The following is a 12474-nucleotide window of genomic DNA, read 5'->3' as shown; positions in this document are numbered from 1 at the left end:
AATAAAGTGGCGTATTGTGCGCTAATGGAAAGAGAAAACCAACTCCCACGGCATATACCAAAGGTTAGCCAGCACCATCAGCAAAAGCGAACACCAGGTTGCGCTCATGCCGGAACGACGCCAGCGGAACAGGCGGTGGTGAAAACCGTAATAATGCATCAGGCGTCCGGCAATCAGCAGTAAGCCGCAGACGTGAACCATCCAGGTTTCCGCGCCGTCCATCTCCATCAACAGCAGCAGGATCAGTGCAATGGGGATATATTCCACCGCATTACCATGAATGCGGATGGCGCTTTGTAACTCTGAAAACCCACCGTCACCGTAAGAGACGCGGTACTGCATTCTCAGGCGCACAACATCAAACGAAAACTTAATCAGTAATAATGCACCTAACACCGCGTACAGTGCGCTGACCATACAAACTCCCTGTTTTTGGCAGATGGCACTTCTATGATAGGGGCTGATGTCAGAAAAGAGAAGATTGTTGTGGGATGGAAGGCGCAGGGCCGAGGGACGGAACCGCAGCCTGTAAGGCTTGCCAAAGAACATCGACCAGTTCAGGCGTCTGGGCGATATCCGGCGTATGCAGGAAAAGATAGGGTGTCGTCGTTTGCTCCCACTTTGGCAATGTTTGCAGCCACACGGCGAACATCTCGCGATTTTGCTGCATGTTGTCGCTGCCGATAAACCGCACCATCGGGTTGTTCGCCGTGACCACCGCATGCACCGGCACTTTCGGTTTTTTGCGCTGGGCATCGATTATGGCTTCGCTGTGCGGGACGGCGCTATGAACAGGGCGGCTGTCGAGGATCACCCGATTCACACCGCGCGCATGCAGCCCACGGTTGAGGGCTTTTTCCGCCTCGCCCTTGCTGAAAAATTCCGGATGACGGACTTCCACACCGTAGGTGAACTCACGCGGCAGGGCATCGAGAAAATGCCACAGCGCAGGCAGGTCGCGCGGGCCGAAGGTGGCCGGGAGTTGCAGCCAGTACTGACCGATGCGGTTGTCCAGCGGCGACATCCGCTCGAAAAACTCTTCGGTTAAATCCCCACACTGGCGCAGCGCCGCCTGGTGAGAGATGGTGGACGGGAATTTAAAGCAAAAGCGGAAATCGTCGGTGGTCTGCTCGCGCCAGCGCGCGACGATTTCCGCGCGAGGCAGGGCATACAGCGTGGTATTGCCCTCCACGCAGTTAAAATGGCGGGCATACTCTTCAAGGCTGGTAATGCCAAGGCGCACCCATTTCGGGTGCGACCATTGGGGAAGACCCAGATAGATCATAACGCGTGTAAAATCTCGTCGGTGCTGCGCACGCGACCAATACGCGGGAAGATATGGGTCATGCTGCCCTGATGCTGATCCGCGGAAGCAGCACTGCATGCGTCTTCGGCAATGACCAGGTTAAAGCCCAGTTCCCATGCATTACGCGCGGTGGATTCCACGCCGATGTTCGTGGAAATACCGCACAGGATAATGGTGTCGATCCCGCGACGGCGTAGCTGCAACTCAAGATCGGTGCCGTAAAATGCGCCCCACTGGCGTTTGGTGACTTCGATATCGCTATCCTGTTTGCCAAGCGTTTCAGGGTAGGTCCACCAGTTTGCAGGCAGCGCGGCGGCAGGGGCTGTCGCATCCACAGGCTGTTTTAGCGCTTCGGCGAAGTCGGCTGACCAGCCAACGCGCACCATCACCACCGGCGATCCGCTGGCGCGACATTTATCCGCAAGACGGGCGCTGCGGCTGACCACATCTGCCGCGGTGTGCGGGCCACCGGCGAACGGCAGGATACCTTCCTGTAAATCGATCACAACAAGCGCGGTTTTGGTGGCATCAAGTGTTAACATCGTTACTCCAGTCAAAAATTAGCGTCCGTTACACCTTACGATGATAAAGGCAGGTCAGATCGGACAATTTTGTTAATTTTTGTGAGAATGCGCAATAAGAGCGCAGCAATCGCGCGTCTGGCAAGCTTCTCTCTTATCGTACGGCGGAATTTCCAGTATAATAGCCGCCTTTTTTCATCCAGTTGTGACATACAGAAAGCTGCGACATAGTAGCCTGTAAACCAGGCGACATTTAGCCTGCGGCTAAATTAAGGGATATCTCATGCGTACAGAATATTGCGGGCAGTTGCGTCAGTCCCACGTTGGACAGCAGGTGACCCTGTGTGGTTGGGTCAACCGCCGTCGTGATCTTGGTAGCCTTATCTTCATCGATTTGCGTGACCGTGAAGGCATCGTGCAGGTGTTCTTCGATCCGGATCGTGCGGACGCGTTAAAGCTGGCCTCCGAACTGCGTAATGAGTTCTGCATCCAGGTCACCGGCACCGTGCGTGCGCGTGACGAAAAAAATATCAACGCCGATATGGCGACGGGCGCCATTGAAGTGCTGGCGTCCGACCTGACTATCATCAACCGTTCAGAATCGCTGCCGCTTGACTCCAACCACGTCAACACTGAAGAAGCGCGTCTGAAATATCGCTATCTGGATCTGCGTCGCCCGGAAATGGCTCAGCGCCTGAAAACCCGCGCCAAGATCACAAGCCTGGTGCGTCGTTTCATGGACGACCACGGTTTCCTCGATATCGAAACCCCGATGCTGACCAAAGCCACGCCGGAAGGCGCGCGCGATTACCTGGTTCCGTCTCGTGTACATAAAGGCAAATTCTACGCGCTGCCACAGTCTCCTCAGCTGTTCAAACAGCTGCTGATGATGTCTGGCTTCGATCGCTACTATCAGATCGTTAAATGCTTCCGCGACGAAGACCTGCGCGCTGACCGTCAGCCTGAATTCACCCAGATCGACGTCGAGACCTCCTTCATGACCGCACCTCAGGTGCGCGAAATTATGGAAGCGCTGGTTCGTGGTCTGTGGCAGGACGTGAAGGGCGTGGATCTGGGCGAGTTCCCGATCATGACCTTCGCAGAAGCAGAACGTCGCTACGGTTCTGACAAACCAGATCTGCGTAACCCGATGGAGCTGGTGGACGTCGCGGACCTGCTGAAAGCGGTTGAGTTTGCGGTCTTCTCTGGCCCGGCTAACGATCCGAAAGGCCGTGTGGCTGCCCTGCGTGTTCCTGGTGGCGCACAGCTCAGCCGTAAACAAATTGATGACTACGGCAATTTCGTGAAAATCTACGGTGCGAAAGGCCTGGCTTATATTAAAGTCACCGAACGTGCGAAAGGCATCGAAGGCATCACCAGCCCTGTTGCGAAATTCCTGAACGCTGAGATCGTAGAAGCAATCCTTGAGCGCACCGGCGCGCAGGATGGCGACATGATCTTCTTCGGCGCGGACAACAAAAAAGTGGTGGCCGATGCGCTCGGTGCACTGCGTCTCAAACTGGGTAAAGATCTGAACCTGACTGACGAAGCCAAATGGGCTCCGCTGTGGGTGATCGACTTCCCAATGTTTGAAGATGACGGTGAAGGCGGCCTGACGGCGATGCACCACCCGTTCACCGCACCGAAAGACATGACGGCGAGCGAGCTGAATGCGGCACCGGAAGAGGCAGTGGCCAACGCCTACGATATGGTGATCAACGGCTACGAAGTGGGCGGCGGTTCCGTACGTATCCACAGCGGCGAAATGCAGCAGACCGTATTCGGGATTCTGGGCATTAACGAGCAAGAGCAGCGCGAGAAGTTCGGTTTCCTGCTGGATGCCCTGAAGTACGGCACTCCACCGCACGCGGGCCTGGCGTTTGGTCTGGATCGTCTGACCATGCTGCTGACCGGTACTGATAACATTCGCGATGTGATTGCCTTCCCGAAAACCACCGCCGCTGCGTGTCTGATGACCGAAGCGCCAAGCTTTGCTAACCCGGCCTCTCTGTCTGAGCTGGGTATCGATGTGGTGAAAAAGGAAGAGAAAAACTGATATGGCATATAAGCGTCCCGTTTCTGTTCTGGTTGTCATTTATGCAGAAGACACGAAGCGGGTGCTGATGTTGCAGCGTCGCGACGATCCCGATTTCTGGCAGTCGGTTACCGGCAGTCTGGAAGAGGGAGAAACCGCGTCGCAGGCCGCCGCGCGCGAAGTAAATGAAGAGGTCACCATTAATGTTGCTCAGGAGCAACTGACCCTGAAGGACTGTCAGCGCACGGTGGATTTTGAAATTTTTAGCCATTTACGTCATCGTTATGCGCCGGGAATTGAGCGCAATACGGAATCGTGGTTCTGTCTTGCGCTCCCCCATGAACGGCAGATCGAGTTCACCGAGCATTTGACCTACCGCTGGGTTGATGCGGCCGAAGCGGCTGCCTTAACCAAGTCGTGGAGCAACCGGCAGGCGATTGAAGAATTTGTAATTCATGCCGTCTGAATTGACGGTTTATTGGAGATATTTTTATGGCAGGTCATAGTAAGTGGGCCAACACCAAACACCGTAAAGCGGCACAGGATGCCAAACGCGGTAAAATTTTCACCAAAATCATTCGCGAGCTGGTTACTGCAGCCCGTCTGGGCGGCGGCGACGCGGGTTCTAACCCACGTCTGCGCGCAGCGATTGATAAAGCACTGTCAAACAACATGACGCGTGACACCCTGAACCGTGCAATCGCACGTGGCGTGGGCGGCGATGACGACGCGAACATGGAAACTATCATTTATGAAGGTTACGGCCCTGGTGGTACTGCGGTCATGGTTGAGTGTCTGTCCGACAACCGCAACCGTACCGTGGCTGAAGTGCGCCATGCGTTCACTAAAACCGGCGGCAACCTGGGTACTGACGGTTCCGTGGCATACCTGTTCAGCAAGAAAGGGGTGATCTCTTTCGAAGCGGGCGACGAAGACGCGATCATGGAAGCTGCGCTGGAAGCCGGTGCTGAAGACGTTGTGACCTTCGACGACGGTGCGATTGACGTTTACACCGCGTGGGAAGAGATGGGCGCAGTGCGTGATGCGCTCGAAGCTGCCGGTCTGAAAGCCGACAACGCGGAAGTGTCGATGATTCCATCGACCAAAGCAGACATGGATGCAGAAACTGCACCAAAACTGCTGCGTCTGATCGACATGCTCGAAGACTGCGATGACGTTCAGGAAGTTTATCATAACGGTGAGATCTCTGATGAGGTCGCAGCGACGCTCTAATGAGCGCGTTTGAACCTCTAACCGGAGACGCGTGATGTCGATTATTCTCGGTATAGACCCCGGCTCACGCATTACCGGTTACGGCGTTATCCGCCAGGTGGGTCGCCAGTTGACCTACCTGGGCAGCGGCTGTATTCGCACCAAAGTTGATGATTTGCCTTCGCGTCTGAAATTAATTTACGCAGGCGTGTCGGAAATCATTACCCAGTTTCAGCCCGACTTTTTTGCTATCGAGCAGGTCTTTATGGCGAAAAATGCTGACTCGGCGTTAAAACTGGGCCAGGCGCGCGGCGTGGCGATTGTCGCGGCGGTGAACCAGGATTTACCGGTGTTCGAATACGCCGCGCGTCAGGTTAAACAGACGGTGGTGGGCATTGGTAGCGCGGAGAAAAGTCAGGTGCAGCACATGGTGCGAACCCTGCTTAAGCTCCCGGCAAACCCACAGGCGGATGCCGCCGATGCGCTGGCCATTGCGATAACGCACTGCCATGTGAGCCAAAACGCCATGCAGATGAGCGAATCGAGGCTCAATCTGGCGCGAGGTCGGTTACGATAATCACAAATCAGGCTGGATAAACATCCAGCCTTTTTTTATGATGGCGGAAGTTAATTTAGCATCTCACGCAGGAGCATCATGTGATTGGCAGACTCAGAGGCATCATCATTGAAAAACAACCCCCGTTAGTTCTGCTGGAAGCGGGAGGCGTGGGGTATGAAGTCCATATGCCGATGACCTGTTTCTATGAACTTCCGGAGTCCGGCAAAGAGGCGATTGTCTTTACCCAGTTCGTGGTGCGTGAAGATGCCCAGCTTCTGTATGGCTTTAACAATAAGCAGGAACGCATGCTGTTCCGCGAGCTGATTAAAACCAATGGCGTAGGGCCTAAGCTTGCGCTGGCGATTCTGTCCGGCATGTCGGCACAACAGTTTGTGAATGCCGTTGAGCGCGAAGATCCCGCTGCGCTGGTCAAGCTGCCAGGCATCGGCAAAAAAACTGCAGAACGTCTGATTGTGGAAATGAAAGACCGCTTTAAAGGGCTGCACGGGGATCTGTTTACGCCGGCGTCCGATCTGGTGCTGACGTCACCGAACGGCCCGACGGATGACGACGCAGAGCAAGAAGCGGTGGCTGCGCTGGTGGCGCTGGGCTATAAACCACAGGAAGCCAGCCGGATGGTGAGTAAAATCGCCAAACCGGATGCCAGCAGTGAAACCCTGATTCGTGAAGCGCTCCGCGCGGCATTGTGAGGTAGAGGATGATTGAAGCAGACCGCCTGATTTCGGCAGCCAGCAATGTTCCAGAGGATGTGGTGGATCGTGCGATCCGCCCGAAACTGCTGGAGGAGTATATCGGCCAGCCGCAGGTTCGCTCACAGATGGAAATTTTTATCCAGGCGGCGAAACTGCGCGGGGATGCGCTCGATCATCTGCTGATTTTTGGCCCTCCTGGTCTCGGTAAAACGACGCTTGCCAATATCGTGGCGAATGAAATGGGCGTGAACCTGCGCACCACGTCAGGCCCGGTGCTTGAGAAAGCGGGCGATCTGGCGGCGATGCTGACCAACCTTGAGCCGCACGACGTGCTGTTTATCGATGAGATCCACCGTCTGTCACCGGTAGTGGAAGAGGTGCTTTATCCGGCGATGGAAGACTATCAGCTGGATATCATGATCGGAGAAGGCCCGGCAGCGCGCTCAATTAAAATCGATCTGCCGCCCTTTACCCTGATTGGCGCCACTACGCGTGCCGGGTCACTCACGTCACCCCTTCGCGATCGCTTCGGGATTGTGCAGCGCCTCGAGTTCTATCAGGTCGCGGATCTGCAGTACATCGTTGGCCGCAGCGCGCGCTTTATGGGGCTTGAATTGAGCGATGAGGGGGCCTTTGAAGTGGCCAAGCGTTCGCGCGGTACGCCACGCATTGCTAACCGTCTGCTGCGCCGTGTGCGTGACTTTGCGGAAGTGAAGCACGATGGCACCATTTCGCTGGATATCGCCTCGCAGGCGCTGGATATGCTTAACGTCGATGCTGAAGGGTTTGACTATATGGACCGCAAGCTGCTGCTCGCGATTCTGGATAAATTCTTTGGCGGGCCGGTTGGGCTGGATAACCTCGCTGCAGCGATTGGCGAAGAGCGTGAAACCATCGAGGACGTGCTGGAACCCTATCTGATTCAGCAGGGCTTTTTGCAACGCACTCCGCGCGGGCGAATGGCGACGGTACGGGCGTGGAATCACTTCGGGATAACACCACCGGAAATGCCGTAGTACGCGACCGGGTTAAGTGCCGGATAGCGCCAGGCGTGATCCGGCCTACAACGATTCTGATGTTTCCCCGGTAAGCGCAGCGCGCCACCGGGGGAAATGTTCAACTGGCCGGTTTCTTCATCATACTGAAGATAAACATCAGCGCCGCACACAGCACCACCGACGGGCCGGCTGGCGTGTCGTAAAACGCCGAGAAGGTGAGCCCGCCTGTGACGGCGATAATACCGACTACTACTGCCACACCCGCCATCTGTTCAGGCGTACGGGCAAAACGGCGTGCAGTAGCGGCCGGAATAATCAGCAGTGAGGTGATAATCAGCGCACCCACAAACTTCATCGCCACCCCAATCGTCAATGCGGTCACCAGCATCAACAGCAACTTCACGCGCTGCAGTTTAACGCCATCGACAAAGGCCAAATCGGCACTGACGGTCATCGCCAGCAGATTGCGCCACTGCCACAGTAAAATTCCGAGAACGATCACCACGCCAATGGCGATTGAGATCAGGTCTTCCGGCGTCACCGCCAGCAAATCGCCAAACAGATACGCCATTAAATCGACGCGAATGTTCGACATCAGGCTCACCACCACCAGGCCAAGCGACAGCGCGCTGTGCGCCATAATCCCGAGCAACGTATCTACCGCGAGGTGAGGGCGCTTCTCAAGCCAAACCAGACCGGCTGCAAGCAGCAGCGTCACGGCAATCACTGCGTAAAACGGGTTCACGTCGAGCAATAAGCCAAAGGCCACGCCCAGTAAGGAGGCGTGCGCCAGCGTATCGCCAAAATAGGACATTCTTCGCCAGACGACAAAAGAGCCCAGCGGACCCGCGGCGCAGGCAAGCATAACCCCGGCAAACCAGCCGGGTAATAACAGTTCAATCATGAGTGTCCATTTCCCCGACGCAGGACAATTCGTCCCTGTAAATCATGGCGATGATTATGGTTATGGCGATAAATGCCCAGCTGTTCTGCTCCACGAGAGCCGAACATAGAGATAAATTCCGGGTGCATCGACACCACTTCAGGCGTGCCGGAGCAGCAGATATGGTGATTCAGACACAGCACTTCGTCGGTTTTCGCCATCACCAGATGCAGGTCATGCGAGACCATCAGGACGGCGCAGTCCAGCTCACGACGCAGCTGATCGATGAGATCGTAAAGGGCAACCTGGCCGTTCACATCCACGCCCTGAGTCGGCTCATCGAGAACCAGCAGCTGTGGCTTACTCAACAACGCGCGTGCCAGCAGAACGCGCTGGGTTTCACCCCCGGAAAGTTTCTGCATAGGGGCTTCGACCAGATGGCCTGCCTGAACACGTTTCAGAGCGGGGAGAATATCGTCTTTACGCGTGCCTGGACGCAGTCGCAGGAAACGGCCTACCGTTAAGGGCAGCGTGGCGTCAAGATGTATTTTTTGCGGGACGTAGCCGATTCTTAACTTGTCGTCGCGCTTGATGACGCCTGCATCAGGTGCTACCAGCCCGAGAACCACCCGAACCAGCGTCGATTTGCCCGCGCCGTTTGGGCCGAGCAACGTTAAAATTTTACCGGGTTTCAGGACCAGCGATACGTCAGAGAGGACGCGGCGCTGACCAAAAGATACCGAGATATTTTCAAGAGAAACTAAATTCGTCATGTCAATTTAAGCTTGCAGAAGTCAACGGATGTTATAATATCACATTCCACGCATTCATTACGATCATAAGTTGCATTATGTTACATAAAAATACGCTTCTTTTCGCAGCATTATCCGCTGGCCTTTGGGGTTCAGCAGCACAAGATGTTAACGCCGCCGTTGTCGCTTCGCTTAAACCACTGGGATTCATCGCCTCGGCCATCGCCGATGGTGTCACAGAAACCCAGGTTTTACTGCCTGACGGGGCATCTGAGCACGACTATTCGTTGCGCCCATCTGATGTAAAACGCTTACAGAACGCGGACTTAGTGGTCTGGATCGGTCCAGAGATGGAAGCGTTCATGCAAAAATCCGCAAGTAAAGTTCCGCCGCAAAAACAGGTCACCATTGCCGAACTGGCAGGCGTGAAACCGCTGCTCATGAAAGGGACTGACGACGACGAGCACGAAAGTGACCATGACCATGCCAATAGCGAAAAAGGTGACGACCATCACCATCATGGCGAGTACAACATGCATCTTTGGCTCTCGCCAGAGATAGCGCGGCTCTCAGCGGTTGCAATCCATGACAAATTAGTGGAACTTATGCCGCAAAGTCGAGCCAAACTAGACGCCAACCTGAAAGATTTTGAGGCACAATTAGCCGCAACCGATAAGCAGGTTGGTAACGAGCTGGCACCGTTGAAAGGTAAAGGGTATTTCGTTTTTCATGATGCCTATGGCTACTATGAAAAACACTACGGGCTGACCCCGCTGGGTCATTTCACCGTCAACCCGGAAATTCAACCTGGTGCGCAGCGTTTACATGAAATCAGAACACAGTTGGTTGAGCAAAAAGCAACATGCGTTTTTGCTGAGCCACAGTTCAGGCCAGCGGTCGTTGAAGCCGTGGCCAGGGGAACGTCCGTGCGCATGGGAACCCTGGACCCGCTTGGAACCAATATTCAGTTGAGCAAGGCGAGTTATTCGCAGTTCCTCAGCCAATTGGCGAACCAGTATTCGAGCTGCCTGAAAGGAGATTAACGAGGAAGTGAACACGTGCAACAGATAGCCCGCTCTGTCGCCCTGGCATTTAATAATCTGCCTCGACCCCATCGCGTTATGCTGGGGTCCCTTACAGTTCTTACCTTAGCGGTCGCCGTCTGGCGGCCCTATGTGTATCACCCACATTCAGCCCCCATCATTAAAACCATCGAACTGGAAAAGAGTGAAATTCGCTCCTTGCTGCCCGATGCCAGTGAACCTATCGATCAGGCCGCCCAGGAAGACGAAGCGATTCCTCAGGATGAGCTGGATGACAAAACCGCCAATGAGGCGGGTATTCACGAATACGTTGTCTCCACGGGCGATACGCTGAGCAGCGTGCTCAATCAGTATGGTATTGAGATGGGGGATATCAGCCAGCTTGCCGCATCAGACAAAGAGCTGCGTAACCTCAAGATTGGTCAACAGCTGTCCTGGACGCTTACCAACGATGGCGATTTGCAACGTCTGACCTGGGAAGTCTCCCGTCGCGAAACCCGTACCTACGATCGTACCGAAAACGGTTTCAAGATGACCAGCGAAATGCAGCAGGGCGACTGGGTTAACAATGTGCTGAAAGGCAAAGTTGGCGCCAGCTTTGTCGCCAGCGCGCGCGACGCGGGTTTGACCAGCGGCGAAATCAGCTCAGTGATCAAAGCCATGCAGTGGCAGATGGACTTCCGCAAACTGAAAAAAGGCGACGAATTCTCGATCCTGATGTCCCGCGAAATGCTGGACGGCAAGCGTGAGCAAAGCCAACTGATGGGCGTGCGTCTGCGCTCCGAAGGCAAAGATTACTACGCCATCCGCGCGGAAGACGGTAAGTTCTACGACCGCAACGGTACGGGCCTGGCGAAAGGCTTCCTGCGCTTCCCGACGGCGAAACAGTTCCGCGTTTCATCCAACTTTAACCCGCGTCGTCTGAACCCGGTCACTGGCCGTGTCGCGCCGCACCGTGGCGTTGACTTTGCGATGCCGCAGGGCACGCCAGTGCTCTCTGTCGGTGACGGTGAAGTGGTGATTGCTAAACGCAGCGGCGCGGCAGGGTATTACGTTGCCGTTCGTCACGGTCGCACCTATACCACCCGCTATATGCACCTGCGTAAGCTGCTGGTCCAGCCGGGGCAGAAAGTGAAACGCGGCGACCGCATTGCGCTCTCTGGAAACACCGGGCGCTCCACCGGCCCGCATCTGCACTATGAAGTGTGGATTAACCAGCAGGCGGTGAACCCGTTGACGGCGAAACTGCCGCGTACCGAAGGTCTGACCGGCAAAGATCGCACCGATTATCTGGCCCAGGTCAAAGAGGTCATGCCGCAACTGCGCTTCGACTAGATTTTTGTCATCTAAAAGCCGGTGCAGAGATGCGCCGGCTTTTTCTTTTGTGCGATACACTCTGCCTCGCTACACTATCTCAAGATTATTTTTTGCTTCACCAGACCCTGGAACCCGCATGGAAACCCAAAAAAACAACAGTGAATACATTCCCGAGTTTGATAAATCTTTTCGCCATCCGCGTAACTGGGGCGCCTGGCTGGGTGTCTACGCATTTGCGGGCCTTGCGCTGCTTCCGGCATCCGTTCGCGATCCTGTCCTCGGTAAAATTGGCCTGATTGCCGGACGACTCGGCAAAAGTGCGCGCCGCCGTGCGCAGATCAATCTGTTCTACTGTTTTCCGGAAAAAAGCGACGCGGAACGTGAAGCGATTATCGACGCTATGTTTACCACCGCACCGCAGGCGATGGCGATGATGGGCGAGCTGGCGCTGCGCGGGCCAGAGAAGGTCAAAAATCGCGTGGACTGGAAAGGGCTGGAGATTATCGATGAGATGCGTCGTAACAACGAGAAAGTCATTTTTCTCGTGCCGCACGGCTGGGGTGTGGATATTCCGGCGATGCTGATGGCGTCGAAAGGCCAGAAGATGGCGGCCATGTTCCATAATCAGGGCAATAAAATCTTCGACTACGTCTGGAACACCGTCCGCCGCCGTTTTGGTGGACGTCTGCATGCGCGTAACGACGGTATCAAACCTTTTATTAAGTCAGTTCGCGAAGGTTACTGGGGTTATTACCTGCCGGATCAGGACCACGGTGCCGAGCACAGCGAATTCGTGGATTTCTTTGCGACTTACAAAGCGACACTACCTGCGATTGGCCGCCTGATGAAAGTTTGCCGCGCCCGCGTGGTTCCGCTGTTTCCGATTTACGATGGCAAAACCCATCGTCTGACCATTGAAGTACGTCCACCGATGGACGATCTGCTGGAAGCCGACGATCACACTATCGCGCGCCGCATGAACGAAGAGGTCGAAATCCTCGTCGGACCGCACGCCGAGCAGTACACCTGGATTCTGAAACTGCTCAAAACCCGCAAACCCGGCGAGAAAGAGCCGTATAAGCGAAAAGAGTTATTCCCGAAGAGATAATTTTTGTTACCCATCAGATAACGTTCG

14 protein-coding genes are annotated in these 12474 nt (G+C 55.1%); 9 read left to right on the top strand and 5 right to left on the bottom strand.

Features of this window, described 5'->3' with window-relative positions:
• Nucleotides 1-21: 21 nt before the first annotated feature.
• The 3 genes from ABIE11_RS04900 to ABIE11_RS04890 are packed head-to-tail and all read right to left on the bottom strand — an operon-like array spanning nt 22 to nt 1848.
• Nucleotides 22-417 (bottom strand): MAPEG family protein, encoded by a 396-nt coding sequence (locus ABIE11_RS04900; protein ID WP_100779772.1) that lies wholly within the window; start codon nt 415-417, stop codon nt 22-24.
• 49 nt (nt 418-466) lie between these two features.
• A complete protein-coding gene (locus ABIE11_RS04895) occupies nt 467-1285 on the bottom strand; it encodes a DUF72 domain-containing protein (RefSeq protein WP_429184074.1) in 819 nt (272 codons plus the stop codon).
• On the bottom strand, nt 1282-1848 hold the full coding sequence (locus ABIE11_RS04890) for a hydrolase (RefSeq protein ID WP_102103986.1): 567 nt from the start codon (nt 1846-1848) through the stop codon (nt 1282-1284). Before ABIE11_RS04890 ends, ABIE11_RS04895 begins: the two co-directional genes overlap by 4 nt.
• Nucleotides 1849-2110: 262 nt before the next feature.
• On the opposite strand from ABIE11_RS04890, the gene aspS reads away from it, so the two are divergent.
• The 6 genes from aspS to ruvB all read left to right on the top strand — a co-directional run bounded on the left by aspS (nt 2111) and on the right by ruvB (nt 7362).
• Nucleotides 2111-3883 carry an aspartate--tRNA ligase gene (gene aspS, locus ABIE11_RS04885; protein WP_429184073.1) on the top strand — a complete coding sequence of 591 codons (1773 nt, stop codon included), beginning with the start codon at nt 2111-2113 and terminating at the stop codon, nt 3881-3883.
• A 1-nt stretch (nt 3884) separates the two neighbouring features.
• Nucleotides 3885-4328 carry a dihydroneopterin triphosphate diphosphatase gene (gene nudB, locus ABIE11_RS04880; protein ID WP_100779776.1) on the top strand — a complete coding sequence of 148 codons (444 nt, stop codon included), beginning with the start codon at nt 3885-3887 and terminating at the stop codon, nt 4326-4328.
• 26 nt (nt 4329-4354) lie between these two features.
• Entirely contained in the window at nt 4355-5095 is a 741-nt protein-coding gene (locus ABIE11_RS04875) for a YebC/PmpR family DNA-binding transcriptional regulator (protein WP_100779777.1), read from the top strand.
• Between the two features lie 34 nt (nt 5096-5129).
• The gene (gene ruvC / locus ABIE11_RS04870) at nt 5130-5651 is read left to right on the top strand and encodes a crossover junction endodeoxyribonuclease RuvC (protein WP_015964021.1); all 522 of its coding nucleotides are present in this window, start codon (nt 5130-5132) and stop codon (nt 5649-5651) included.
• An 80-nt stretch (nt 5652-5731) separates the two neighbouring features.
• Nucleotides 5732-6343 (top strand): Holliday junction branch migration protein RuvA, encoded by a 612-nt coding sequence (gene ruvA, locus ABIE11_RS04865; RefSeq protein WP_102103985.1) that lies wholly within the window; start codon nt 5732-5734, stop codon nt 6341-6343.
• 8 nt (nt 6344-6351) lie between these two features.
• Entirely contained in the window at nt 6352-7362 is a 1011-nt protein-coding gene (gene ruvB, locus ABIE11_RS04860; protein ID WP_100779779.1) for a Holliday junction branch migration DNA helicase RuvB, read from the top strand.
• A 100-nt stretch (nt 7363-7462) separates the two neighbouring features.
• Here ruvB and znuB read toward each other — a convergent pair whose 3' ends face one another.
• Both znuB and znuC read right to left on the bottom strand, forming a co-directional pair.
• A complete protein-coding gene (znuB, locus tag ABIE11_RS04855; RefSeq protein WP_102103984.1) occupies nt 7463-8248 on the bottom strand; it encodes a zinc ABC transporter permease subunit ZnuB in 786 nt (261 codons plus the stop codon).
• Nucleotides 8245-9000, bottom strand: coding sequence for a zinc ABC transporter ATP-binding protein ZnuC (gene znuC / locus ABIE11_RS04850; RefSeq protein ID WP_100779781.1), 756 nt, complete (start codon nt 8998-9000; stop codon nt 8245-8247). Before znuC ends, znuB begins: the two co-directional genes overlap by 4 nt.
• Before the next feature lie 77 nt (nt 9001-9077).
• On the opposite strand from znuC, the gene znuA reads away from it, so the two are divergent.
• The 3 genes from znuA to lpxM all read left to right on the top strand — a co-directional run bounded on the left by znuA (nt 9078) and on the right by lpxM (nt 12447).
• Nucleotides 9078-10022, top strand: a complete 945-nt coding sequence (gene znuA, locus ABIE11_RS04845) for a zinc ABC transporter substrate-binding protein ZnuA (RefSeq protein ID WP_129036346.1) — start codon at nt 9078-9080, stop codon at nt 10020-10022.
• Nucleotides 10023-10037: 15 nt separating this feature from the next.
• Nucleotides 10038-11357: a murein DD-endopeptidase MepM gene (mepM, locus tag ABIE11_RS04840; protein WP_100779783.1), complete on the top strand. Its 1320-nt coding sequence runs from the start codon at nt 10038-10040 to the stop codon at nt 11355-11357.
• Nucleotides 11358-11475: 118 nt separating this feature from the next.
• On the top strand, nt 11476-12447 hold the full coding sequence (gene lpxM / locus ABIE11_RS04835; protein ID WP_102103982.1) for a lauroyl-Kdo(2)-lipid IV(A) myristoyltransferase: 972 nt from the start codon (nt 11476-11478) through the stop codon (nt 12445-12447).
• Nucleotides 12448-12474: the final 27 nt, after the last annotated feature.

Origin of the sequence: Lelliottia sp. 489 (genome assembly GCF_050435885.1) — a bacterium.
In the GTDB taxonomy this organism is placed as follows: domain Bacteria; phylum Pseudomonadota; class Gammaproteobacteria; order Enterobacterales; family Enterobacteriaceae; genus Enterobacter; species Enterobacter nimipressuralis.
Note: the sequence above shows the minus strand (reverse complement) of the source record. Positions and strands in the feature narration are given on the sequence as shown.